General features: G+C 65.1%; 18 protein-coding genes. 11 read left to right on the top strand and 7 right to left on the bottom strand.

What is annotated here, in order from left to right; all coding sequences use genetic code 11:
- Window positions 1-18: 18 nt before the first annotated feature.
- Entirely contained in the window at window positions 19-1,602 is a 1,584-nt protein-coding gene (locus AC1DDO_RS04640; protein WP_476971529.1) for an amidohydrolase, read from the top strand.
- Window positions 1,603-1,730: 128 nt separating this feature from the next.
- Here AC1DDO_RS04640 and AC1DDO_RS04645 read toward each other — a convergent pair whose 3' ends face one another.
- Window positions 1,731-3,059 (bottom strand): MFS transporter, encoded by a 1,329-nt coding sequence (locus AC1DDO_RS04645; RefSeq protein ID WP_476971530.1) that lies wholly within the window; start codon window positions 3,057-3,059, stop codon window positions 1,731-1,733.
- 126 nt (window positions 3,060-3,185) lie between these two features.
- On the opposite strand from AC1DDO_RS04645, the gene AC1DDO_RS04650 reads away from it, so the two are divergent.
- The 4 genes from AC1DDO_RS04650 to AC1DDO_RS04665 all read left to right on the top strand — a co-directional run bounded on the left by AC1DDO_RS04650 (window position 3,186) and on the right by AC1DDO_RS04665 (window position 9,149).
- A complete protein-coding gene (locus AC1DDO_RS04650; RefSeq protein ID WP_476971531.1) occupies window positions 3,186-4,127 on the top strand; it encodes a LysR family transcriptional regulator in 942 nt (313 codons plus the stop codon).
- Between the two features lie 90 nt (window positions 4,128-4,217).
- Window positions 4,218-5,894, top strand: a complete 1,677-nt coding sequence (locus AC1DDO_RS04655; protein ID WP_476971532.1) for an amidohydrolase — start codon at window positions 4,218-4,220, stop codon at window positions 5,892-5,894.
- Window positions 5,895-6,096: 202 nt separating this feature from the next.
- Window positions 6,097-7,746: a thiamine pyrophosphate-dependent enzyme gene (locus tag AC1DDO_RS04660; RefSeq protein WP_476971533.1), complete on the top strand. Its 1,650-nt coding sequence runs from the start codon at window positions 6,097-6,099 to the stop codon at window positions 7,744-7,746.
- 29 nt (window positions 7,747-7,775) lie between these two features.
- Window positions 7,776-9,149, top strand: a complete 1,374-nt coding sequence (locus AC1DDO_RS04665) for an NAD-dependent succinate-semialdehyde dehydrogenase (RefSeq protein WP_476971534.1) — start codon at window positions 7,776-7,778, stop codon at window positions 9,147-9,149.
- 343 nt (window positions 9,150-9,492) lie between these two features.
- Here the strand turns inward: AC1DDO_RS04665 and AC1DDO_RS04670 are convergent, their stop codons facing one another.
- On the bottom strand, window positions 9,493-10,800 hold the full coding sequence (locus AC1DDO_RS04670; protein WP_476971535.1) for an aminotransferase-like domain-containing protein: 1,308 nt from the start codon (window positions 10,798-10,800) through the stop codon (window positions 9,493-9,495).
- A gap of 339 nt (window positions 10,801-11,139) precedes the next feature.
- On the opposite strand from AC1DDO_RS04670, the gene AC1DDO_RS04675 reads away from it, so the two are divergent.
- A complete protein-coding gene (locus tag AC1DDO_RS04675) occupies window positions 11,140-12,138 on the top strand; it encodes an NADP-dependent oxidoreductase (protein WP_476971536.1) in 999 nt (332 codons plus the stop codon).
- Window positions 12,139-12,186: 48 nt separating this feature from the next.
- Complete coding sequence (locus tag AC1DDO_RS04680) at window positions 12,187-13,053, top strand: alpha/beta fold hydrolase (RefSeq protein ID WP_476971537.1); 867 nt, start codon at window positions 12,187-12,189, stop codon at window positions 13,051-13,053.
- A 353-nt stretch (window positions 13,054-13,406) separates the two neighbouring features.
- On the opposite strand, the gene AC1DDO_RS04685 is transcribed toward AC1DDO_RS04680, so the two are convergent.
- Entirely contained in the window at window positions 13,407-14,120 is a 714-nt protein-coding gene (locus AC1DDO_RS04685; RefSeq protein ID WP_476971538.1) for an SDR family oxidoreductase, read from the bottom strand.
- Window positions 14,121-14,188: 68 nt separating this feature from the next.
- The gene (locus AC1DDO_RS04690) at window positions 14,189-15,262 is read right to left on the bottom strand and encodes an alkene reductase (RefSeq protein ID WP_476971539.1); all 1,074 of its coding nucleotides are present in this window, start codon (window positions 15,260-15,262) and stop codon (window positions 14,189-14,191) included.
- A 169-nt stretch (window positions 15,263-15,431) separates the two neighbouring features.
- Between AC1DDO_RS04690 and AC1DDO_RS04695 the strand changes: the two genes are divergently transcribed.
- Window positions 15,432-16,034 (top strand): TetR/AcrR family transcriptional regulator, encoded by a 603-nt coding sequence (locus tag AC1DDO_RS04695; RefSeq protein WP_476868727.1) that lies wholly within the window; start codon window positions 15,432-15,434, stop codon window positions 16,032-16,034.
- A gap of 538 nt (window positions 16,035-16,572) precedes the next feature.
- Here the strand turns inward: AC1DDO_RS04695 and AC1DDO_RS04700 are convergent.
- On the bottom strand, window positions 16,573-17,481 hold the full coding sequence (locus AC1DDO_RS04700; protein WP_476971540.1) for a helix-turn-helix transcriptional regulator: 909 nt from the start codon (window positions 17,479-17,481) through the stop codon (window positions 16,573-16,575).
- Window positions 17,482-17,663: 182 nt separating this feature from the next.
- On the opposite strand from AC1DDO_RS04700, the gene AC1DDO_RS04705 reads away from it, so the two are divergent.
- Together AC1DDO_RS04705 and AC1DDO_RS04710 are read left to right on the top strand one after the other, a co-directional pair.
- On the top strand, window positions 17,664-18,335 hold the full coding sequence (locus tag AC1DDO_RS04705; RefSeq protein ID WP_476971541.1) for an SDR family NAD(P)-dependent oxidoreductase: 672 nt from the start codon (window positions 17,664-17,666) through the stop codon (window positions 18,333-18,335).
- 31 nt (window positions 18,336-18,366) lie between these two features.
- Window positions 18,367-19,572, top strand: coding sequence for an MFS transporter (locus AC1DDO_RS04710; protein WP_476971542.1), 1,206 nt, complete (start codon window positions 18,367-18,369; stop codon window positions 19,570-19,572).
- Window positions 19,573-20,203: 631 nt separating this feature from the next.
- On the opposite strand, the gene AC1DDO_RS04715 is transcribed toward AC1DDO_RS04710, so the two are convergent.
- Both AC1DDO_RS04715 and AC1DDO_RS04720 read right to left on the bottom strand, forming a co-directional pair.
- Window positions 20,204-21,448 (bottom strand): serine hydrolase domain-containing protein, encoded by a 1,245-nt coding sequence (locus AC1DDO_RS04715; protein ID WP_476971562.1) that lies wholly within the window; start codon window positions 21,446-21,448, stop codon window positions 20,204-20,206.
- 822 nt (window positions 21,449-22,270) lie between these two features.
- Window positions 22,271-23,179: a LysR family transcriptional regulator gene (locus AC1DDO_RS04720; protein WP_476971543.1), complete on the bottom strand. Its 909-nt coding sequence runs from the start codon at window positions 23,177-23,179 to the stop codon at window positions 22,271-22,273.
- 73 nt (window positions 23,180-23,252) lie between these two features.
- Here AC1DDO_RS04720 and AC1DDO_RS04725 point away from each other — a divergent pair, with 73 nt between their 5' ends.
- Window positions 23,253-24,260, top strand: a complete 1,008-nt coding sequence (locus AC1DDO_RS04725; RefSeq protein ID WP_476971544.1) for an EamA family transporter — start codon at window positions 23,253-23,255, stop codon at window positions 24,258-24,260.
- Window positions 24,261-24,643 lie beyond the last annotated feature (383 nt).

A 24,643-nucleotide genomic window follows, 5' to 3' on the forward strand; every position in this document is an offset into this window, starting at 1 on the left:
CGCACTTACCCTGATTGCGTGACCCCCACCCTCTTCGCCAACGCCACGTTCCATACGCTCAATCCGAAGCAGCCACGCGCCGGGGCCCTCCTGGTAGAGGACGGCGTCATCGTGGCAGCAGGCTCGGCAGCAGAACTCCAAGCCCATGCACCCGCGGGTACGAGGACCCTCGATTTGGACAACGCCGTAGTCATTCCAGGGCTGACGGATGCTCACATCCACACGGCGAGCCTGGCCCGGTCCATGCATGAGGTCGACCTGCGGCAGGCCGGGAGCCTGGCGGAAGCGCTGGCCGGCGTCGGTGCCGTGCGGCCGCGCTACAGGGAAGGTGAGTGGATTTTCGGCGGCTGGTGGGACTTCAACAAGTGGCAGGTCCCGGTCCAGCCGGACCGCGCCGGTCTGGACGCCATCTGCCCGCGAAACCCCGTGGCCCTGACCAGCGCGGACGGCCACACGGTGTGGGCCAACTCGCAGGCGCTGGAGCTATTGGGCATTACCCGGACGACGCCGGATCCCGCGGGCGGTGAAATCGTCCGCGACGAACACGGCGAAGCCACCGGGATCCTGCGGGAGAGCGCCGTATACCCGGTCCGGAAACTCGCCGCATCGGGGGTCTCGGGAAATCTCCCGGATCAACTGCGGGAGGCCCAGCGATACCTGTTGTCCCTGGGCCTGACCGGCGTCCACGACATCGACGGTGCTGACGCCCTGGAGGCCTACAGGGCCCTCCGCGCCGAGGGCGCGCTGGCCCTGCGCGTCCACAAACTGCTGGCCCAGGACGATCTGGAGGCCTCAATCGGTGCCGGAATTCAGACCGGACAGGGCGACCGCTGGATCCGACACGGCGCCGTGAAGATTTTCGCCGACGGCGCAGCCGGCTCCCACACCTGCCACATGACCGAACCGTTTCCGGGCGGCACCAGCCACGGCATGGAGGTGACCGCCTACCCCGACCTGCTGAGACTGGCCAACCGGGCCGCCGCCGCGGGAATCGCCGTCGCCGTCCACGCCATCGGTGACCGCGCCAACCACCTGGTGCTGAACGCCCTGGCCGACATTCGGGACACCACCGCCCTGCACGGCCTGCGTCACCGGATCGAGCACGTCCAGTTTCTGCAGCCCGCGGATGTTCCGCGGCTGGCCGCCCTCGGCGTCGTGGCGTCCATGCAGCCCCAGCACTGCCCCAGCGACCTGCCCATCCTCGGCATGGTGGAGGGCCGGGGCCTGGCGTCCTACGCCTGGCGGAGCCTGCTGGATGCCGGGGCCACCGTGGCCTTCGGATCGGACTCCCCCGTGGAACTTCCCAACCCGTTCCACGGGCTTCATGCCGCCATCACGCGGACAACGGCTGAAGGGGAGCCCGACGGCGGATGGGAACCCCAGGAGCGGATCTCACTGGAGGAGGCCCTCCACGCGTACTGCGTCGCACCGTCCTACGCCTCGGGCGAGGAAGCCGTCAAGGGAACGCTAAGCCCCGGGATGCTGGCCGACTTTGCCGTGCTGGACACCGATATCTTCGCATCAGGCGCCGCCGAGATCAGGGCGACGAAGGTCCGGATGACCGTCACCGACGGGCTCGTCCGGTACAGGAGCGAGGACTGACCAAAGGCCGCTGAAAAGGACCGCGCGGGAAGCCAGTACTCTCCGAAGCAAAAACCTCAGGACAACACAACACCCCCGCAAACAGGCTGCGGGGGTGTCGTCGTTACGGGTGGACCGACGGCGGGCGGCTAGTTGCCGCTGGCGGGCACCTTGGACGTCGCGATGGCGCCGCCGAGTGAGATCAGGCCGATGACCACCAGGAGTGTGGCCGGTCCCCAGGACGCGTTCCCGGACAGGGACAGGAAGACCGTGGCCAGCGCCGGCATGAATCCTGCGACAACCGCAGACAGGTTAGCCGACAGCCCCATGCCCGTGTACTTGACCTGCGCCGGGAAGAGCCGGTCGATCAGGGCACCGATGATGGCATAGGTGATGGCACAGGGACCGAATGCCAGCACCATGGCCACGATGATCATCCCGGGATCCCTGGTGTCAACGAGCCAGAAGATAGGAAACGCCAGGGCTATGAAAATGGAGTATCCGATGATGCCCACGCGGGCGGCCCCGAAGCGGTCGGCAAGGCGTCCGGCAACGACTGTCATGACCATCTGGGCGACGGCACCGATGGTCATGGCGGTGAGTATCACCGCGGACGGCAGGCCCAGCACCCGGGTCACGTAGCTGATCATGAAGGTGGTCAGGATGAAGAAGCCGGCGTTGCCCACCAGATAGGTGCAGACACCGATCGCCAGCCTCCCCTTGAACTTGCGGAACAGCTCAATGACGGGAGCTTTCTTGGTCCCGTCACTTGCCTTGAGTTCCTGGAACTCCGGGGTTTCCTCCACGTTCCAGCGGAGCCAGAGCGCCACGACCACCAGGATGATGGAGGCAATGAACGGCAGCCGCCAGCCCCACGCCATGAAGTCGTCCCTGGGTAGCAGGGCAACCAGGGTGATGGCACCGGTGGAGAGCAACGTGCCAACCGGCGAGCCAAGCTGCACCAGGGCCGCGTACAGCCCGCGGCGCTTCGCGGGTGCATATTCGATGGCCATGAGGGTGGCGCCGCCCCATTCGCCGCCGGTGGCAACACCCTGGACCGCCCGCAGCAGCGTCAGCAGGATCGGGGCGACGACCCCCGCGGTCGCATAGGTGGGCAAGAGGCCCATGAGGGTGGACGCAGCGCCCATGAGCATCACGGTCGCGACCAGGGCGCCGCGCCGGCCGTACTTGTCACCGACGTGGCCAAAGATGATCGCACCGATGGGCCGGGCAACAAAGGCCGCGCTGAAACTCAGGAAGGCCGAGACGGTGGAGGCCACGGGGTCGGCGCTGGGGAAGAACAGCGGTGCGAAGACGATTGCGGCCGTAGTTCCGAACAGGAAGAAGTCATACCACTCAAGGGCGGTGCCGATGAAGGCTGCGGCCACAACCTTTCCGGGGCTGGACGGTCCCGGCCCGATAGCTGCCTTAACGGCACCTGCCGGGGCGGCAGTGGATTGTGATGTTGGAGTTGTCATGGGTGGATCCCTCGGCTGGATAGTTCAATGTTCAATGGGTTGTGACCATGACCGTACTGCGGTCCAGTGCATACCCGCCAATACTTCTTCTTGCATTTGTGTATGCCGAAAGGGCATGCTTTCCCCATGAACCTACGCCGCCTGCAGTACTTTCTGGCAGTTGTGGATGCCGGTACCGTCACTGCTGCGGCGGAACGGATCCACATTGCCCAGCCGGCCCTCAGCCGGCAGATCAAGACCCTGGAAAATGAGCTCAAACTGCGCCTGTTCGAGGCGCAGGGCAACAAGCTCGCGCTCACGCCCGCCGGCCGGGCCTTCATTCCGGCCGCCCGCCGCCTCATGCTGGAGACGCAGAGCCTGGAAGATGCCGCGGATGCACTGCGGACAGGACGGGTCGCCACGCTCGTGGCTGCCGCCACCGCAGCCTCCGTCCGGGGCTTCCTGGCACCCTACATCGCCACCACCGGCCCGGAGGATCCACTGATTATCACCCGCGAAACCAGCCACTTCGCCATCGCCGAGGCCCTCCTGCACGGCAGCGACTTCGCCGTCTCCCCGGCGCCGCCGGAGCCGGGCCTGGCCACCATGCCGCTGGGCAGCATCCCGCTGACCGCCTACGTCGCGGCGGACCACGAATGGGCGCGGGACGGGGTGTCCGAGCTCCCGCTATCGGCCCTGTGCGGCCAGCATGCCATCCTGCCCTCACACCAGAGCGTCAGCCGCTACATTCTCGACGACGCCCTCAACCAGGCCCACCTCAGCTTCCGCCGGGTCTCCGAGTGTGACGACGGGCAGACCATCATGGCACTGGCGGCGGCCGGGCACGGCATCGGGGTGACCACCGACCTGCCCGCCTATGGCACCCACCCGATTCGAATCCTGGCGGGCAATAACGGTCAGCCGGGACATGCCCTCCGGCTGCCCCTGCACACGGCTTGGATCCCCGGGCACTTCGCCGAGGAATCCATCCGGGCGGTGGCCGTCCGCCTGCGGAGGTTCCTTAACAGGCAGGGCGCGATCATTGAGGACGAGTCGAAAGACGAGAGCACGATGCCATTTTGGCATTGACTATCAACCAGATACGCATTAGACAGCATGAAAACGGATTCCGATACTGGATGGAACGCAATGATGCATCCATAGAATCGGGAGAAATGCATGCTCTTGGACGTGCTCTACACCAACGGATCGTTTTACACCCAGGATGCCCGGCGTCCGCGGGCCCACAGCGTGGGCGTCCACGATGGACGCATCATCAGCCTCGATGACGAACTGCCCAGTTCCCTCTTCCGCGACGTCCACAATCTGGGGGGCGCCGCCGTCGTGCCAGGGTTCAATGACGCGCACTGCCACCTCAGCTATGTGGGACAGGCGCTGGTCCAGGCCGATGTCCGCTCCTCCGTGTGCACAAATATGGACGAGTTGCTGGCCACGGTGGGGCGCGCATGCGCAGCAGCACCGCCAGGGGCGTGGGTCCAGGGCGCAGGGTACGACCAGAACTACCTCGGCAACCAGCACCCCACGGCGGAGCTGTTGGACGCGGTCAGCCACGGCCACCCAGTGTGGTTGATGCACAACTCGCGGCACATGGGCGTGGCCAATACGGCCGCCTTCGAGCGGGCCGGCTACCCCGGCCGCCGCAACGTCGCCGCGCCCGACGGCGGCGCCGCACCCGCCGATGCCGACGGCAGGGCCATCGGGCTGCTTCAGGAGACGGCCCGGGCCCTGGTCATGGACGCCATTCCCGCGCCAAGTGTGGACGACGTCGCCGCGATGGTTGGCGCGGGCAGCACCGCGCTGCTGAAACTGGGGGTCACCAGCATCACCGAGCCGGGGCTGGGCGCCCCGCAGCACATCGGCCACAGCCTGTCCGACCTGGCCGGCTACCAGGCTGCGCGCGATGCCGGGATGCTGGGCGTGCGCGCCACGGTGATGCCCTACCTCACCACCCTGCACGGGCTGGGCGACGAGTCCGGTCCGGTAGGTCAGGCCGGCGCCGGCCCTGTTGCCCGCATGGGCCTGGATCTGGGCATGCGGACGGGGTTCGGCGACGAATGGCTCCGGCTGGGCCCGGCCAAGATCCTGTCCGACGGCTCGCTGATCGGCCGCAGCGCCTTCATGTGCTGCGACTACCAGCACGACGCCGGGGCGGAGAAGGGCAACCGCGGGCTGCTCCAGTTCCCCGCCGTGGAACTGCGGCGGCGGATCATCGGCGCGCACCGTGCCGGCTGGCAGGTGGCCACCCACGCCATCGGCGACGCTGCACTGGACGTTGTGCTGGACATTTTCGAGGAAGCCCAGGGCCTCTACCCGCGGCCGGACGCACGGCACCGGATCGAGCACGTGAACGTTGCCGGCGATGCGCAGATCCGGCGGCTGGCTTCATTGGGCCTCATCCCAGTGCCGCAGGGCCGCTTCATCAATGAACTCGGCGACGGCGCAGCTCGGGCGCTGGGGCCCGAACGGACCCGACTGTCCTACCGCGTGAAGGCCCTGCTCGACGCCGGGATCGAGATCCCTGCCAGCACCGACGCGCCCGTGGTCTCCGGGGATCCCATCCTGAACGTCCACGACCTCGTGAACCGCCGGACCTCCTCCGGCGCGGAATTTGTGCCCGAGGAGCGCATCACCGTCGCCCAGGCCGTGCGCGCCTACACCGTGGGCAGCGCGCACGCCGCACATGAGGACCATTACAAGGGCACGCTCTCCCACGGCATGCTCGCGGACTTCGTTGCCCTGTCCGAGGACATCTATGAGGTTCCGGCCGACGCCATCTGCGACGTTCGGGTCACGGCAACGGTCGTCGACGGCAAGTTGGCCTGCGGCAGCCTTTAAGCAAGCACTGCCCGTCACTAAGCCCATGGGCCACCCAGTGCCATCTACATGCTTTTTAGTTATATATTTTGAACTTTTTATGTATTAGACAGCATGAACTTGGTTGCCAATACTTGAGGGAAACCCCCATGCCGGCCACCCTGGCCAGCACCCCAGTTGTCTGCCAGTTCCCTGGCTCAAACCCCTGTTGAGGAGCACTACGTTGGAGAAGAACACCCACGCCGGCCAGGCGATCGTCGATTCCCTGGCCCTGCACGGCGTCAATCGTGTATTCGCGGTCCCGGGCGAAAGCTACCTTGCCGTGCTCGACGGGCTCCACGGAGCCGATATCGAGACCATCGTGTGCCGCCAGGAAGGCGGTGCCACGTACATGGCGGAAGCGCACGGCAAGTTCACCGGCGAGCCGGGCGTGGCCATGGTGACCCGCGGCCCGGGAGCCGCGAATGCCTACGTTGCCATTCACGCCGCGTGGCAGGACGCTACACCGATGGTCCTGTTCGTGGGCTTGATCCCGGTCGCGGACCGCATGCGCGAGTCCTTCCAGGAGTTCGATCCCAATGCCTGGTTCGGCACCCAGGCCAAGCGTGTTTTTGTCCTCGACGAGGCCGCCCGGGCGTCGGAGGTGGTGGCCGAGGCCTTCTTCGCCGCCAAGTCCGGCCGTCCCGGCCCTGTTGTCGTCGGCCTGCCGGAAGACGTCATCACCCACGAATTTGTCGGCGACCTGCACCCGGTGATCACGGTTGCCGAAGGGGCAGTATCCTCCGCGGAGCTGGAGCTCATCACCACGGCCCTTTCCGGTTCCGAAAAGCCCATCATCTTCGTCGGCGGCCAGCGCTGGACGCCCGAAGCTGCGGCCGCCGTGACGGCCTTTGCCGAGGCCAACGGCATCCCGGTGGTCCAGGACTGGCGCGCCTCGGACCGCATCCCCTTCCACTCCGAGGTCTTCGTCGGCGCCTTAGGCTACGGCCGCACCGGAGACACGGCACGGATCTTCGCCGAAGCCGACGTACTCTTGGCCATCGGCGCCGTACCCACTGACGTTCCAACGGACGGCTACACCCTGCGGCAGTCGCCTCAGGCCACGAATATCCTCGTCAACATCGACAGCTCCCTCCGCGGACGTTCCGGCGCCGTCACCGCGCACATCCTCGCCAGCCCGGTCGCGTTCGCCAACGCAGTCAAGGGCATCCGGCTGGGAAGGGCCGCACAGTGGGACGCCTGGCGCGCCGCCGGCCGCGCCGCGCAACGCGCGTTCAGCGCACTCCCAGACCTGACCGCCCTCCCTGCCACCCGGGAAGGAACCGGCCACATGAGTGCCGTGATTTCCGAACTGGTGACGCGCCTGCCGCAGGACGCCGTCTACAGCTTCGGCGCAGGCAACCACTGCGCCTGGGCCCAGCGGTACCTGCCCACGAATGTGTTCCCGTCGCAGCTGAGCATGCGCAACGGTTCCATGGGATACAGCGTGCCGGCAGCGGTGGCAGCATCCCTGCAGAGCCCGGATCGCCTGGCGGTAGCGATCGCCGGCGACGGGGAATTCCTGATGAACGGCCAGGAGTTCGCAACGGCAGTGCAGCACGGCGCCGCCATGCTCATCATCGTGATGGACAACGGCCAGTACGGCACCATCCGCGACCACCAGGAGCACCACTTCCCGGGCCGCGTCAGCGGCACACAGCTGACGAACCCTGATTTTGCCGCATTTGCCCGCGCCTTCGGAGGCCACGGCGAAACGGTGACCAGCGACGACCACGCCGCGATCGCCGTCGAACGTTCCCTCAAGGCCGTGCAGGACCAACGGATCCCGGCCATCATCCACGTCATCACCGACCCGCAGATTGCCCTCCCCTGAACGATCCGAACCAATTGAAGGAGCACAGCATGAGCCTCTATGCCGTCACCAACCCGGCCACCGGGGAACCCGTCAAGGCCTACCCCACCGCCACCGACGCGCAGATCCACACCGCAGTAGCCGCCGCCGACGCCGCCTTCAGGGCATGGAACAAGACAGCGCTGGCGGACCGGGTGAAACTCCTCGGACGCGTGGCCGAGCTCTACACCGAGCGCCGAGACGAGCTCGCCGCGATCGTCACGCGGGAAATGGGAAAACCCGTTTTCCAGGCGCGGATCGAAGTGGACATCGTCGCGTCCATCTACCGGTACTACGCCGAGAACGGCCCGTCGTTCCTCGAAGATGAAGAGCTCGAGGTTGCCGCCGGTGGAAAGGCGATCGTCCGCAAGGACGGCCTGGGCGTGCTCTTGGGCATCATGCCGTGGAACTTCCCGTACTACCAGGTGGCCAGGTTCGCCGCCCCCAACCTGATGAACGGCAACACCATCCTGCTCAAGCACGCCCCGCAGTGCCCGGAGTCCGCCCTGGCCATGGAACAGATCTTCCTCGATGCCGGCGCACCCGAAGGTGCGTACGTCAACATCTTCGCCACCAACAAGCAAGTCGCCGGCATCATCGCGGATCCCCGCGTCCAGGGCGTCTCCCTCACGGGATCCGAACGCGCGGGATCCGCCGTCGCCGAAATCGCCGGCCGCAACCTCAAGAAGGTGGTGCTGGAACTCGGCGGCTCGGACCCGTTCCTGGTGCTCGACTCCGCCAACCTGGAACAGGCGGCTACCCACGCGCTGTTCGGCCGCTTCGGCAACACCGGCCAGGCCTGCAACGCCGCCAAACGCATCATCGTCGCCGACGCCGTCTACGACGAATTCGTCGAGAAGTTCGTCCGCGCCGTCTCCGCTGTGAAGGTGGGCGACCCCACGGAGGCAGACACGTTCATGGGGCCGCTGTCCTCCGCCGCCGCCCTCGACGGTCTGGCCGCGCAGGTGGACGACGCCGTCGCCAAGGGCGCCACCGTGCTCACCGGCGGCAGCCGGATGGACCAGCCCGGTGCCTGGTTCGAGCCGACGGTCCTCGCCGGAGTGACCGAGGACATGCGCGCCTTCACCGAGGAACTCTTCGGACCCGTTGCTGTCCTGTACCGTGTTTCGTCCGAAAACGAAGCTGTGGAACTGGCCAACAACTCCGTTTACGGCCTCGGCGCCGTCATCCAGTCCACTGATCCTGCCAAGGCCCAGGAGATCGCAGACCGCCTGGACACCGGCATGGTCTACATCAACGAGGCCCCCGGCACTGCCGCCGAACTGCCCTTCGGCGGCATCAAGCGCTCCGGCGTCGGACGCGAGCTGGGCAAGTACGGCATGGACGAGTTCGTCAACCGCAAGCTGATCCGCACCGGAAAGTAGACAAGGTTCCCGGCCTACCGGCTCGAACCCGTTTCGCATACAGCGGCCGTTGCAACACCCCGGAACGATTTCCGGGGTGTTGCAACGGCCGCTTCGTCTTTAACGAAGGAATCGTCAGGGCGACGAGACAAGCCGCGGTGGCCGCTGCTTCCAAGCCGTTCGTCAGGACCTGTTCCGCCATCGGCCGGCTGGCCAGAGCACGCCACAAGCCCGGCAACGAACTGCTTCGCCATCTCAGGGGCGATGAAGTCCGTTGCCAGGCTAGAAGTGCCGCCCCGCACGTAGCCCGCCTGCCGCCATATGGGAGACGTGGCGGTTTCGGCAGGACTTTAGGCGATTGGCCCTAGTCCGTTCGGGAACCGGCGGTGTCAGGCTTAGCGGACACCTTGGCGGCTGCGTCGCGGAACACGTCGCCGAGGATGGCGGCGCCCTTGCGGATATCGTCCAGCGTCGGCAGACAGAAGGACATCCGGAGTTCGCTGTGGCCTCTTCCGTCCGTGTAGAACGCGGTGCCCGGAACGTACACGACGCCGCGTTCGATGCATTCGTAGACCAGTGCTTCGGTGTCGATACCCGCAGGGAGGCTCACCCACAAGTAGAAGCCGCCGGTAGGCCGGTTCCAGGTGGTGCCAGCCGGCATGACCTGTTCCAGCGTTTCCACCAGAGCGGTGAACTTCTCACGGTAGATCCCGCGGTATTCGGCGAGCTTGTCCGGCCAGGTCGGATCGTCGAGGTAGGCGCTGATGAGCTGCTGGGAGAACACCGAGGGATTCAGCTGGGAGGTCTCGCTGGCGTTGACCAGGTGTCCATATAGCGTTGCGGGCGGCAGGACCCAGCCCACGCGCAGGCCCGGAGCGATCATCTTGGAGAAAGAGCCGAAATACAAGGTGATGTCTTCGAATTCAGGCTGGATGGCGCGCATGGTTTCGCCGTCGAAACCGAGCAGTCCGTATGGGTTGTCCTCGAAGATCAGGAGATCGTTGCTGCGGCAAAGTTCTCCAACCCGGTGGCGGCGTTCCGCCGAGAGGTTTACGCCCCCGGGATTCTGGAAGTTGGGGATTGTGTACAGTCCCTTGGCCGTCTTGCCCGCGGCCCGGACCTCACCAATGAGCCGCCCAAGCTCCTCCGGGATCAAACCGTCGGCATCCATCGGCACGTGCACGATTTCGGCCTCGTAGCTGGTGAAGACGGCCATGCCGCCGGCGTACGAGGGTGCCTCGGCAAAGATGACGTCCCCGGGGTTGACCAGCACGCGCGCGGCGACATCTAGCGCCTGCTGGCTTCCCGAGGTCACGATGACCTGGTCCCGTCCGGCCGTGATGCCCTCGAATCTCATGAGTTCGACGATGTGGGCGCGCAGCTCGGGAATGCCGTCGCTGGCCCCGTACTGGAACGAGCGCTCCCCGTTCTCAAGCAAAATCCGCTGGGCATCCAGCGCAATCCGCTCGAACGGGAGCGCGCCGAGGTAGGGCGCCCCGTTGGCAAAGGAGATCATGCCCGGCCGCTGGGCTGCCCTGAACACTTTGCGGACCTCTGAGGGGCGGGCGGCAAGGGTGCGCTGCGCGAGGGCCTGTGGGGAGAACTGGACATTAGTGCCGGTGGCTGCGGGAGTGTGGGCAGCGCCTGCGGAAGATTCCACTGATACGGACATGGGATTCCTTTCAGCCATGAGTATCCATCCATTCTCGGATCCACGGCGGATGCTGTCTAAGACCAAACTCCGAGGAATGCCATACCAGAAGGGCATGAATCGGTGGGCGACGGAGGACCAGAACGTGCCAGACGGGCGGCAGTTCAACTCGCCGCCGCCTTGTTACGCCATATCGACCCGTCCCGCGGGATCACGGAATTGCGGAACTAACTGGGATGCGCCAATTGGCTCGTTCGTGTCTTTAAAACCCAACTGTCCTACTTGACAAGATTTATGAGTACGCTCAAAATTGATTCAACTCATTTTTAGCTTACGCACGTCGTAGAGGAGCAGCACGCCATGAGGGCATTCGTCGTCACCAAGTACAAGGACCCGCTGCGCGCAGCAGACGTCTCTGAGCCGACCGTCGGCGACCGCGATGTGCTGGTCCAGGTCCAGGCAGCTGGCCTCAACCAATTGGACGAAAAGATCCGCCTGGGTGAGTTCAAGCAGATCCTCCCGTACAAGCTCCAGCTGGTCCTCGGCAACGATGTCGCCGGCACAGTCATCCGTGTCGGGGCGAAGGTGCGCGGATTCAAACCCGGTGACGAGGTCTACGCCCGCCCCGACAAAGACCGCATCGGCACGTTCGCCGAGCGCATCGCCATCACCGAGGCCGATCTGGCACTGAAACCTGCATCGATCAGCATGGAGGAGGCCGGCTCGCTACCGCTGGTTGCACTTACGGCGTGGCAGGCCCTCGTTGAGCAAGGCAACGTACTGCCGGGGCAGAAAGTTCTCATTCACGTCGGGGCCGGCGGGGTCGGGTCGATCGCGATCCAACTCGCCAAGCACCTCGGCGCCACGGTCGCGACCACCGCAAGTGCCTCTAACGCCGACTTCGTGCGCGACCTCGGCGCGGACACGGTGATCGACTACCGTACGCAGGACTTCGAGCAGCTCCTCGCCGGGTACGATCTGGTGCTCGACAGCCTCGGCGGGGAGAACCTCGTGAAGTCTCTGCGCATCCTGAAGCCCGGCGGGAAAGCGATCGGAATCGCCGGCCGGCCGGACTCGGCGTTCGCGCGCAAAGCCGGCCTGAACCCTGTTCTGCGCCTGGCCATCGCGGGGCTCAGCAGCAGGATCCGGCGGCAGGCGAAGAAGCTCGGCGTCAGCTACGAGTTCCTCTTCATGCGTGCCAGCGGCGACCAGTTGCGCCAGATCACCGCCCTGATTGACGACGGCGTGCTGCGCCCGGTCGTGGGGCAGGTCTTCGACTTCGCCCAGACCCCACAGGCGCTCGAGTCGCTGGCCAAGGGCGGCCTCCGCGGCAAAGCCGTCGTCACCCTTCCCTCCTGAGCCGCCGGCAGCCACTCACCTCACAGACCACTCAGGAGGACAACCAGCATGAGCAGCTTTGACACCGCGAACGGCTCTGTCGTCACCTCGTACGCTAAGGCGGCCACACGCACCCTCAACGCCGGTGGCGTTACTTACGCTTACCGCGAGCTGGGGCCCAAGGGCGGCATCCCCGTCGTATTCTTCGTGCACCTCGCCGCGACCCTGGACAACTGGGACCCCTGCATCATCGAGCCCATCGCGAAGAACCGCCACGTCATCACCTTCGACCAGCGCGGTGTCGGCGCCTCCACCGGGCAGGTTCCTGACAGCATCGAGGCAATGGCCGATGACGCCTATGCCTTCATCAAGGCCCTCGGGTTCGACACGATCGACATCTTCTCCTTCTCAATGGGTGGCATGATCGCCCAGGACCTGCTCCTCAAACATCCCGACCTCGTCCACAAGCTCGTTCTGACCGGCACCGGGCCGCGCGGCGGCAAGGACATGGACAAGGTCGTCGGCACCACCTGCTGGGACATCCTCCGCGCGACCCTGACGCGCACGGACCCGAAGGAGTTCCTGTTCTTTAACCGCAACGCCACTGGCAAGCCGGCCGCGAAGGCGTTTATCAAGCGCCTGCAGGAGCGCACGGTCGACCGCGACAAGCCGATCAGCACCAAAGCCTTCCAGACGCAGCTGAAGGCAATCCAGAAGTTCGGCCGCTCCGCGCCCTCGGACCTGTCGAAGCTCACTCACCCCACCCTCATCGCCAACGGCGACAACGACCGCATGGTGCCGTCGATCCTGTCCGAGGACCTGCACCGGCGCATCAAGGGATCCGAGCTGATCATCTACCCCGACTCGGGCCACGGCAGCATCTTCCAGTTCCACGACCGATTCTCCCCCGTCGCCGTAGAATTCCTCGCCCACTGACCAGCACGTACCTGACAAGATCCCGTTAACAGAGCAGAGAGGCACTGTGGCGCTGCCCGCCCGTGAATACGGGCGGGCAGTGCCATTGGCGCGGGGCCTCGTCGCGCTGGCCAGCTCGAACAGGACCCGCACAAACGCGTCAGCAGGGTGATCAAACGTATCGCCACCCCTGACGCGACCCCTGGCTCGTGACTTCCCCGGCGGGTCAGGCCAACCCCGGATCCACCGTTGTTCAGACACTCCCCACCCGTTCCGTCGTCTCTTGTTGGAGGCCTCGGGGGCCGCTGCGTCCTTTGGCGGGTTTGGTGCCACCGCGCTCACTTTTGGTGAACGCGGTGGCGCCGGTTGTTCGCTTATGCGTTCGCGTCCACCAACTGTGGGTAGACCGCTTCGAGGGGGGCGCTGAGTCCGGCCTTGAGCTGGACTGACGTGTCATCGGCGAGGACTTCGTGCTCCCCTGCCTCGGTGGCGTCGAACACGGTGCGCACCAGCACGGCCGGGTCAAGCTTCGGGTCGGTGGCGTGCGCGGCCATCGCGGTGTCGACGTATGCGACGTGGACGCCGACGACGTGCACGCCGGCGGGGGCGAGTTCGAGGCGGAGGGAGTTGGTCGCGGACCAGAGGGCGGCTTTGGTGGCGCTGTAGATGCCGGCGACGGCGTACCAGCTCAGGGCCGAGTGGATGTCGATGATCGTCGCTTCGTCCTTCGTCGACAGGACCGGAGCGAACGCGCGGGCCACGAAGAGCGGACCGAGGAAGTTCGTCTCGACGTTCCGGCGGATCTCCTCGTCCGTGTGGGTGAGGATCCCGGCACTGGGAACCGACGCGCCGGCGTTGTTGATCAACACGGTCACGTCCGGTGCCGCCTCGACCGCTGCCTGGATGGAGGCCGAGTCGGTGACGTCCAGGGCGAGCGGAACGATGCGTTCGTCGTTCCAAGTGCGGGGGGTGCGGGCGGAGGCATAAACCTTTGCAGCTCCCCGGGCGAGGGCTTCGTGCACGAACTGGGTGCCGATTCCGCCGTTGGCTCCGGTGATGAGGACTACTGCTCCGTTGAGTGATGGCATGGCTGTTTTCTTCTTTCTGAGGGGTGTGGGTTGGGTGAGGTCGGTGGCGGACGGCTCGCGGCAGACGATTAGGCGTCTGCCAGGGCGGGGTAGTCGGTGTACCCGGCCGCGCCGCCGCCGTACAGGGTGCCCGGGTCCAGCTCGTTCAGCGGTGCGCCGGTACGCAGGCGCTCAACAATGTCGGGGTTCGCCAGGGCGAATCGGCCCAGCGGCGCGATGTCCGCGAGCCCGGCGTCGATGTCGTCGGCGATCTGCTCGCGTTCGCGCCCATACCGGACGACGAGGAGGGCAGCAGGCCACGTGTCGCGGAAGGACCGAAGCAGTTCGTCGTCACCGAGGTGGTGTACGTGCAGGTACGCAAGTTTCAGGGTGGCGAGTTCGCCGACCAGGTGGCGGTACTGTGTCCGGACGTCCGCGGGGTCCCCTTCGTTGATTCCACCCAGCGGGAACGCCGGTGAAATGCGGATGCCGGTCCGGTGCGCCCCGATCTCCTCGGCCACCGCGCGGGCGACCGCGACGACGAACCGGGACCGATTCTCCACCGATCCGCCGTATTCGTCCGTGCGGTGGTTCGAGTTCGGCGAGAGGAACTGGTGGAGCAGGTACCCGTTCGCGCTGTGGATCTCCACGCCGTCCGCTCCCGCTGCGACAGCGGAGGCTGCGGCGTGGCGGAACCCGGCGATGGTGGCCTGGATGTCTTCGGCAGTCAGCTCACGCGGCACCGGGGTCTTCTGCGGGCCCGTTGGAGTGAACATGTTCTGCTCGGCCGAGATCGCCGACGGGCCAACGGGCTGACGGTGGTGCGGGGTGTTATCCGGGTGCGACATCCGGCCGACGTGCATCAGTTGGATGAACAGGGCTCCGCCGCCTGCGTGCACCGCGTCGGCGATCTTTCGCCATCCCTCGATGTGTTCAGGAGTGTAGATGCCTGGGGTGTTCAGGTAGCCCTGTCCGTCGTCGGACGGCTGTGTGCCCTCGGTGATGATCAGCCCGAGCGAGGCGCGTTGGCCGTAGTACTTCGCGGCCAGTTCCCCTGGGGTACCGTCCTGGTTTGCACGGCTCCGGGTCAGCGGTGCCAGCGCGAGCCGGTGCGGCAGCTCCACATTGCCGAGAATGAATGGCTGCCAGAGGGAGGAAGTCATGCGTGCGATCCTTTGCGTCGTGGGTATTAGCGCCACCACTGTGCAGGGCGGAACACTGGGGGTTCTGCCCTTGCGTGGGAGAATGAACGAAGGAACATTTGAACCCACACAGTAGTGACTACACTCATAACTGACTGCAGTCAGAATCTATTCCGGAGGATCCATCATCATGTCTCTCGCCTCCCAGCCGGTCGGACGGCGCGAGCGGAACAAGCAGCAGAAGCTGGACCGCATCACGGCCGCGGCCAGCGAACTACTGGCCGATCACGGCATCGAGGACGTCACGACCCAGCAGATCGCCGACAAGGCGGACATCGGCACCGGGACCCTGTTCCTTTACGCGAAGACCAAAGGCGAACTCCTCCTCCTCGTGCAGAACGCCCACTACGCCGAAGCGCTTCAGCTAGGTCGGGCTGATGCAGAAACCACCCCGGATGTCCTCGATGCGGTGCTGGCAATCGTACGGCCGATCGTGGAATGCAACCGCGTCCAGGTTGACAACGGTCGCACCTACCTGCGGGAGATGGTCTTCGGCGACCCCACGGAGCCCCGACACGCTGAAGCCCTCTCCATCGTCGCGCAGACCGAGGAGGCCATCGCTACGGTCCTGGGCAGGCACGGGCTGGTCAGCGCTGGTGATGCCGCAACGACGGCACACGTCGTCACCGCCGTCATGTTCCTCAGCATGGCGGCGAGCGTTAACGCCGCCTTGAGCATCGACGAGATTGTGCAGGACATCCGGACTCAGGTGGGCGTGCTGCTGTCTCGCTGACGCCGTCGGTAAGAACTTTTTCGGGCGCATGCTGGCGTAAGCGCCCTCGGCGGAGCGGCGTTCCGACGCCGGCCCGGGCGGACGGCGCGAACATGGCAAACATACTGAACTGGGCATCCTCGTTGTGGACTCAAACTGATGCCAGTGCGGCCCCGGCTGACCACGGTCATGGACGATCACTCACGGGCAATCTGCGGATATACGGTCTTCCTCGGAGCGCCGTCCGCCATGAACTTCTGGCACTCCGCCAGGCAATCTGGCCCCGATCGGGCGGAAGCCCGCCAAACGAAGCGGCCTTGCACCGGCCTCCGCAGCCTAGAGCCCGGACCGATTCCCCGACCGACCGGGGGACGACGGCGATTCCGCGACGTTGCAATTCTGTGCCTTTTGCCCAGGAAGAACGTGCGCGACCATGCGATCATGCGATCATGCGCGAACACACAATGCTGTACTAAGTTCGCGATTCCATTAGCCAACCGGCTGGTGCAGGCGCCGACGCCTCCCACGCGAAGACGACCGACCCCCCCTCACGGATGCGTCAACTGGCTTGCCGGTTAGCTGGGCCAACAGCTCCCGCACCCGCCCCGGTTCCTGATCCCGTAGCTGCCCAGCTGGCGAGTAGCCGCAGTCGCTCAGCACTGGGCGAGCCGGGCTCGGCGGTGTAGATCATAAGGACGCAGCCCGGGTCGGCAGTGATAATGAGTTCTTCGTAGGCGAGGGTTAATTCGCCGACGACGGGATGGTTGAATCGTTTTGTGCCGGACCCGTGGGTCCTAACGTCATGCGCGCCCCACAGGCGCCGGAATACGTCGCTGCGCGTGGAGAGCTCACCAACGAGGTCCTGGAGCCCTTTGTCATTGGGGTCACGGCCGGCTTCGGCCCGCATAATCGCCACGCACATCTCAGCGAAGAGCTCCCAGTCAGGATAAAAGTCCCGGGATGCAGGGTCGAGGAACTGGAACCGGGCCAGGTTCGGGGTGCGACCGCCGTCGCCGATGAGGGGCGCATAGAAGTCCCTGCCGAGCTCATTAGTAGCAAGGAGGTCCTGGTGCTGGTCGCGAACGAACGCAACGCCGTCGGTAATTGTGTTGAGTACCCAGTGCAGACTGGGCCGACTGACGGCGTTTTTCGTGGATCGTCGGCGGGGACGCCCGGATAGCGGAATACCGTCGGCTGCGCGGGCAAGGTCGAAGAGGTGGGTTCGTTCCGTGTCATCGAGAAGAAGGGCGCGGGCGATGGCGTCAAGCACGGACGAGGAGGCTCCGCCGATAGCACCACGTTCGAGCTTGGCGTAGTACTCGACGCTGACGTCGGCGAGTGCCGCCACTTCTGTGCGGCGAAGCCCGGCAACTCGCCTGTTCGGCCCGGCGGGAAATCCGGCCTGTTCGGGGGTGATCTTTGCGCGGCGCGACATCAGGAACTCGCGTACCTCGGCTCTATTGTCCATGCCACGAGAATACGTCCCTGCGAACTTCGTTGGGGTCCCCTGCTGGTACACCCCTTGACAGAGACTCCCGCGCTGGACGGTTTGCGTCTTGACTGGATAAGAACTGACCAGCGGTACGACCCGGGCAAAGTTTTCAACCTCATCCTCCCCCGCTGATCACCGCCTCACTCCCTAAGGACGTAATGACCACTATTGCCATCGTCGGCGCCGGCACAGGGCTCGGCGCAGCCATCGCCCGCCGCTTCGGAACCGAAGGCTTCGCCATTGCCCTGATCTCCCGCAACCAGAACAAGCTCGACCTGCTCGCAGAAGAACTGGCCGCGGAAGGCTTATCCGCCCGCGGCTACGCCGCCAGTGTCCGGGACCCGGAAGCCCTCACCGCGGCGCTGGAGCAGGCCGCACAAGAGCTAGGCACGATCGAGGTCCTGGAATACAGTCCGCTGCCGCAGAAGGAATTCCTGCGCCCCGTGTTGGAAACCACGGTGAAGGATCTGGCCGCAGCGGTGGAGTTCTCCATTTACGGACCCGTCACGGCCGTGCACCAGGTCCTTAGCGGCATGCGCACGTTGGGACGCGGAACCGTCCTGTTCGTCAATGGCGGTTCAGCCGTCCGCCCGAACCCGTTGGTTGCCGGGACGTCCATCGCCTTCGCCGGTGAAACCGCGCTGGCGACGATGCTCCACGACACCCTCGGCGCCGAGAACATTCACGTCGGACAGCTGATCATCCCCGGCGCCATCGACCCCGGACACCCGCATAACGATCCCGGCGCCCTCGCGCAGCGGCTGTGGGAGCACCACACCCGACGCGACACGTTCCGCGATCACGCCGAACCGTTCCCGACCAGCAAGTAACCGCGCAACCCCGTCGAGGGCAAGGAGAAAAATGACCACCCTTAGCACCGCTCCGGCTCCGACCCCGGAATCGACTGAGAAGCCGAAACGGCTGCCGCTCGCCACTCTGTCGGCGCTTGCCGTCATCGGCTTCGTCCTCGTCGCGATGGAGACCATGCCGGCCGGCCTGCTGCCCGTTATCGCCACCAGCATGGGGACCAGCGAAGGCACCGTCGGACTGTTCGTGAGCGCCTACGCCCTGGGTACGGTGCTCATCACGATCCCCGCCATCACCTTTACCCGGGGCATGCGCCGCAAGCCATTGCTCCTCGGCGCGATCCTCGGACTCATCCTGGCCAACACCACCACCGCCCTCTCCAGCGACGTGACCCTGTCGCTGGTATCGCGTTTCGTCGCCGGCGCGTTCTCTGGAATCATCTGGGGGATGCTGGCCGCCTACGGCCGGAAGATCAGCCCGCCCTCCCGTGCAGGCCTGTCGCTGGCGATCGTCTCTGTCGGGGCACCCGTCGGATTCGCTCTCGGCACACCACTGGGGGCCTGGCTCGGAACGACCTTCGACTGGCGCTGGGCCTTCGCCGGACTCACCGCGGTCGCCGTGATCGCCGGTGTCTTCATCGCTGGTGTCGCGCCCGACGCCGAGGGGCAGCCCGGAACCTCCCGGCTTCCCCTGGTCCGGGTCTTCCGCATCCCCGGCGTAGCCGTGATCCTGGCCGTCATCTTCACGTGGATGCTGGCCCACAACACCATCTACACCTACATCGCCCCGTACCTGAGGATTACCGGCAGCAGCCTCACCGCCGACGTCGAACTCTTCATCTTCGGTGTCGCCTCGATCGCCAGCATCATCATCACCGGCGCGCTCCTGGACCGCCACCCCCGCCCGTTGCTGCATGGAAGCGTCACCTTGTTCATCGCGGCCGCGGTGGTGCTGCTGGTCGGCCACACATCGGCCCCGGCGATCATCGCCGCGACCGTGCTGTGGGGGATTACGTTCGGCGGGGCGGCCGCCCAGCTCCAAGCCGCCCTCACCACCACCGGCGGCGCGGACTCCGACGTGGCGAACTCGTTCCTGCCGGTGGCGTTCAACCTCGCTATCTTCACCGCCGGCATCCTCGGCGCCGCGCTGCTGACGAATTTCAGCGGCCTGGTCCTTACGGTCGTGATGATCGTAGCCGGCCTGGCCGCACTCATGCTGACCATCTACGGACGCCGCACCGCATTCCCCTCCCGCCTCTAACAACACCGGCAAACCCCGCGGCAGACTTTTCCTGCATGTGATCCGCGGTGACCGAGGCGGGGCCGACGGGGGTGGGGTGGTAGTCGATGACGCCATGGGCGAGGATGTCGCGGATCGTCCACCCCTCGCGGGCGACATCAAGGGCGCGAACGGAGCGCGGATCGAATGGGGTTGGGCTTGCAGCAGCCAGCTGCGCGGGCGTCAATGGTTCGTCGAGCTGACTGACCTCAGGGGTCAGGTTCAGCATCGATCCCAGGTAGGGGACACGGCCCTGAACCCGTCATCCACATGACTTCATGGGCCACAGGCCGCGACAAGCGTCAGAGGGACCCGAGCAGGGTCAATGTACACACGTTAAAGCAAAAACCCCTCTGACGAGGGGAAATGCTGTGCCCGAGGTGGGACTCGAACTGCATTCCCTCCCCCGCAAACACTGGACTCACGCGGAAACATGCGGAATCCGGCCCGGTCCGAGCCACATACGACCCCATCCGAAGCCCAAAGTGTGGACAACGTACGCACCCGCTTTTTGATCACAATGGTACGCACGGTCCAGTGCAACTGCATTCCCTCTGCACAGATAACCCCCGGGGCCGAGCTCTCAGGCCAGGCCGGCGTCGCCGTGTCAGGTTCACCGCGTGGCTGGACCTGAAGGCGCTGCGCCGTAGAGGTCCCCGATGATGGCCTTGGCGATAGTCGATGCCGGGTCCCGTCCATCCGGTGACGGGGCAAGGTTGGTCCACACCACCAAGGTCACATTGTTCTGCGGATCTCTGCCCATGAAGGTGTTGTAGCCGGGGAGTTCGCCGGTGTGTCCGTAGAGCGGGCCGAACTGGGCCAATGCCATGCCATACCGCGCCGCGCCTGGGTTGTCCGGATCGATCGGCGCAAGGCTGTCCATGCGCTTCTTTTGAAGGTCCGGGTTGAGCAGCTTGCCGTCGGTGAGGCCCTCCGCCAAGGTCATGAGGTCGCCCGCCGTGGAGACGCCCTGCCCGGCAGCCCACGTCCAAGAAGGGTTGGCATTTGTATAGTCATTCGGTTTCAAAGAGCCGTCCTGCGCCTTAGCTATCAAGTCAGCCGGAAGTCTGGCCGTGGACAGGGTGAGGAGGTTGTCCATGTACATGTAACCGCGGGAGAAAGGCTCGGGAAGGACCGAAGAGTCAGACGCCGGAAACGATGTTTGTTTCAGTCCGAGTGGTCCCAGGATCCGATCGCGCACGATCTGCCCGAAGTCCTTACCATCCAGTTTCTCGGCTATGAGCCCCAGCAGAACCGTGTTGGTGTTCGAATAGTGAAAGCCTTCGCCGGGGCCGAAATAAGCGGGCAGCGGCAGGGCGATGGCCACCAGTTGTTCAGGCGTCCAAACTCGGTGCGGCGTGGTATCTAGCGCCTTGCTGAGCTCGTACGACTCCGAGTAGTTGTAGATTCCGCTCCGCATGGTCAGGAGTTGCTCAATGGTGATGTTGTCGCCGTTCGGTACATCAGAGCGGTACTTCGAAACGGGATCCTCAAGCTTGAGTTTGCCTTCCTGCACGAGCTGCAGAATGACGGTCCCAGTCCACGTCTTTGTGACGGAGCCGATGCGGATGTGGTCGTCGAGCGAGACGGGTGTTGACCCTCCGGCGCTCGTCACGCCGTAGGTGAGGCTGACGTCGCCTTGAGGGGTGCGGAGCATCATGGCCGCTCCCGGTACGAGTAGCTCCTTGGCGAGAGTCCGGAAAGTGTCCTGGACCTTGGCTTTGTCCAGCCCTCCCAGAGTCGCGGCTCCTGTCTTTCCTCCCTCCGTCGTGCCGGTAGTTGAAGCGGCCACCGACGGCGGCGCAGTGGACGACGCGGGGGCCTGCGTGGGCGTGGACGTACATCCGGAGAGCGCCAACGCAGTCGCGGTTGCGATGCCGAGCGCGATGAGGAGGCGGGAGGGGACACGCCAATTGTGATTGTGCCTGCTACTGGTCACGGTTGACTCCCCGGCGACGCTGATAGTTGCGCTCAACCTACCCCAGCGGCGTCGCGAGATCTACCCCTTTCCCGGACCTTGTGCCATGAGGCAACAGACGAGCATCACCCAACCCTTGGTACCCAAAGCCATGCCATAGGGCGAGGCCTGAGGAGGAACAGGATGAACAATCAGCGACGCGCAGATATGAAACTTACCACCGGTTGCTCTCAGGTCATGTCGCCCAAGCCAAGGACAGCCATGAACGGGTACCGAAGCACAAACGGATTCCCTCCCACGCAAACACGGGACTCCCCCGGAAACATGCGGAATCCGGCCCGATCCGGCCCACGTACGGCCCGGTCCGAAGGCCGAAGTGTCGACGATGTACACACTCGAAAATGGCCAGATCCAAGGAATTGAACGAAGCCCGGCCCAAGCGCGTTCGATCGCTTGAAGAGCCAACTGATACCGAAATTGCCGGGTTCGATCTCACAACGGTCGACCCGCATCCCGTCGAGCTCGGCCGGCGGCCGTTTGAGATAGCCAACGTCGGATCCAATGATCCGACGTTGGAACCTGTGGTCGGGGTCTTCTCCCCCTCGCTGCTTGTGCGGGCATCCTCGACGCCTCCGCCTGAATATCCGGCTACCTCCTGTCGGCACGCCCGGAGCCGGGCTTTTGGGCTGTCGGATGCCGGGCCGTCAGGGTCTCCGGGGGTGATGCGGAGAGGACGCTTGTTGCTCTGCGCCTACGGCGCCTCTAGCACGCAGCTGGGCCTGCAATCTTGCGCAGGAGGCTGGCAAGGTGCTGAATGCCCGGGCTTTCGGTCATGGTCCTGCGGTGCACCATCCCCACACGACGAGCCGGCACGGGGTGGACCACCGGTACAGTGACCACATCCGGGGGCAGGGCGGGCCTGCCGAGACGAGGCACGAGCGCCACCACGGCCCCTTGTTCCACCAGCGCGATGTGGGTTGCGAAGTCCGGATCGTAGACCTGGATATCCGGGACACGGCCCAGATCGGCAAACATCCGCAATAGGGCCTCGTTGCAGATAGCGCCGTGCGGGGTGCTGATCCAGCGCTCATCGACCATATCGGCAGCCTCCACTTCCGCCCTTCCTGCCAGGGGATGGTTGCGGTGAACCAGAAGATCCGCGATGTCATCGCACAGCCACTCGAGCATCACGTGCTCTGGAATCACAAGCGGCACGGAGTTCCAGTCGTGGACGATGCCGAGGTCGGCTTCCCCGCCGGCTACACGTGCCACCGCTTCACGTGGGTCCTCAGCCAGCACAGTGACGTCCAGATCAGTTCCGGAGGAAGCGAGCATGCCCAGCATCGGCCCCACCAGCCCCCGGCACGCAGTGGAGAAGGACACCACCTTCAAACGGCCATACGGTTTGGCGGGATCGGACAGGAGCGTGGACTGGAGTTCTTCCAGTTCGGCGAGAATGCGGCGCCCGTAAGCGGCCAAGGCAAGTCCGCGTTCAGTCAGCAGCACCCCTCGGCCATGCCGCTCCAGGACCGAGAAGCCAGTCTGCTTTTCCAGCTTCTTGATCTGCTGCGATACCGCCGACGGGCTGAAACCCATCACCTCTGATGCTGCAATGACGGAACCATGGTGCTCAATCGCTGCCAGCGCACGGAGCGCTCCGATATCTATCATGAAGCAAACGTACATGCTATCCGGTGTGAATCAACGCTGGTGCTTCATTCTCCTCTCTGTCAGGGTGAGGAGCGTGAACCTTCGCCATTCCTTGCTTGCCACCCTCGTCGCTGTCTTGTGGGGCCTAAACTTCGCGGCCATCGACTTGGGCCTCCACACCAACGGACGCGACGTTCCGCCGTTGCTGTTCGTGGCCATGCGCTTTGTCCTGGTGGTCTTCCCCTGGATCTTCTTCGTGCGCAAGCCTGATGTCAGCTGGGCAGCAATTATCGGCGTCGGACTCTTCATGAGCGCCGGCCAGTTCGGACTGCTGTACCTGGCCATGGCGCTGGGCATGCCGGCTGGTCTGGCATCCCTGGTGCTACAGGCGCAGGTTCTGCTTACGGTGCTGTTGGCCGCCGTGTTCCTGGGCGAGCGGCCCAGCGGGCGTCAGTTGGCCGGCGTCGTACTTGGCGTCGCCGGCCTGGCGGTAGTGGCGGTGGGCCGTAGCGCCGTTGCCCCGCTACTTCCGTTCGTCATTGTGCTGGCCGTGGGGCTTTCCTGGGCTGTGGGGAACGTGGTTGCACGCAAAGCCAGGGCGGCGTCGGGCCTGGGGCTGGTGGTCTGGTCGGGTGCGGTGGTCCCGCTCCCGCTCGCCGGACTTTCACTGATCATCGATGGCCCCGATGCCATCACCGCAACGATCGGAGACCTCCAGCCCGCCACTGTCCTGAGCGCGCTATACACTGCGGTTTTCGCTTCGCTGGTGGGCTACGGGATCTGGAACCGGCTGCTCGCGAAATATTCGCCGTCGGCCGTGGTCCCGTTCACGCTGCTAGTCCCGGTCGTGGGGATGAGCGCCGCGTGGCTGGCCCTGCAGGAAGTGCCCTCGGCCACCGAAGTGGCTGGCGGAGTGCTCCTGCTGGGAGGAGTGGCAACGGCGGTGCTCACCGGAAGCGGCGGGCGCATTCAACGACAGGGCCCCGCTTTGCCGCCAGTTTTGGGGCCGGCTTCAGCCAGTGGATTGCGGGTCGCAGACGCCGCCGAACAAAACCTACAGCGACTGCAGGGATCAGCCAGTGGAAAACCGTCCGAGAACTGACATATCGCAGTTCAGGGGGCTAGCTCAACCATCGGGTGAGTCTCCAGTTCTCGTTGGTTGCGTCTGCCTAGACGGAGCAGCATGGAAGCCGCCCATCCCGAATGTACTCCGTCCCGCTTCCTTGGAATCGGGACAACCAGTAGACGATTCTCACTGTGGTGTTGAAGCTGGGGGATCTCCAGGGGACGGCGCCGGAGCTGGGAGCGCATGTTGGATCTTCTGTATCTGCTGAGCCTGATGCGTATGCGGACGAAAAATTTCATCAGCGATTCCGAGCAGCTCTCCGCTACCTCTGCGCCTAATGCCGTTCCGGCGATCCCTTCGCGACGACCAGTACCAAATGCCCGCCAAACCAGCTGGCACACCGAGTACCGCCAACGCCC

It is taken from the genome of Arthrobacter sp. 10N43, from assembly GCF_056394525.1.

Excerpts from the sequence above, each read along its gene's own strand:
- AC1DDO_RS04645 (WP_476971530.1), bottom strand. The coding sequence starts at position 3,059 with ATGACAACTCCAACATCACAATCCACTGCCGCCCCGGCAGGTGCCGTT.
- AC1DDO_RS04650 (WP_476971531.1), top strand. The coding sequence starts at position 3,186 with ATGAACCTACGCCGCCTGCAGTACTTTCTGGCAGTTGTGGATGCCGGT.
- AC1DDO_RS04655 (WP_476971532.1), top strand. The coding sequence starts at position 4,218 with ATGCTCTTGGACGTGCTCTACACCAACGGATCGTTTTACACCCAGGAT.
- AC1DDO_RS04665 (WP_476971534.1), top strand. The coding sequence starts at position 7,776 with ATGAGCCTCTATGCCGTCACCAACCCGGCCACCGGGGAACCCGTCAAG.
- AC1DDO_RS04670 (WP_476971535.1), bottom strand. The coding sequence starts at position 10,800 with ATGTCCGTATCAGTGGAATCTTCCGCAGGCGCTGCCCACACTCCCGCA.
- AC1DDO_RS04675 (WP_476971536.1), top strand. The coding sequence starts at position 11,140 with ATGAGGGCATTCGTCGTCACCAAGTACAAGGACCCGCTGCGCGCAGCA.
- AC1DDO_RS04680 (WP_476971537.1), top strand. The coding sequence starts at position 12,187 with ATGAGCAGCTTTGACACCGCGAACGGCTCTGTCGTCACCTCGTACGCT.
- AC1DDO_RS04685 (WP_476971538.1), bottom strand. The coding sequence starts at position 14,120 with ATGCCATCACTCAACGGAGCAGTAGTCCTCATCACCGGAGCCAACGGC.
- AC1DDO_RS04690 (WP_476971539.1), bottom strand. The coding sequence starts at position 15,262 with ATGACTTCCTCCCTCTGGCAGCCATTCATTCTCGGCAATGTGGAGCTG.
- AC1DDO_RS04695 (WP_476868727.1), top strand. The coding sequence starts at position 15,432 with ATGTCTCTCGCCTCCCAGCCGGTCGGACGGCGCGAGCGGAACAAGCAG.
- AC1DDO_RS04700 (WP_476971540.1), bottom strand. The coding sequence starts at position 17,481 with ATGGACAATAGAGCCGAGGTACGCGAGTTCCTGATGTCGCGCCGCGCA.
- AC1DDO_RS04705 (WP_476971541.1), top strand. The coding sequence starts at position 17,664 with ATGACCACTATTGCCATCGTCGGCGCCGGCACAGGGCTCGGCGCAGCC.
- AC1DDO_RS04710 (WP_476971542.1), top strand. The coding sequence starts at position 18,367 with ATGACCACCCTTAGCACCGCTCCGGCTCCGACCCCGGAATCGACTGAG.
- AC1DDO_RS04720 (WP_476971543.1), bottom strand. The coding sequence starts at position 23,179 with ATGATAGATATCGGAGCGCTCCGTGCGCTGGCAGCGATTGAGCACCAT.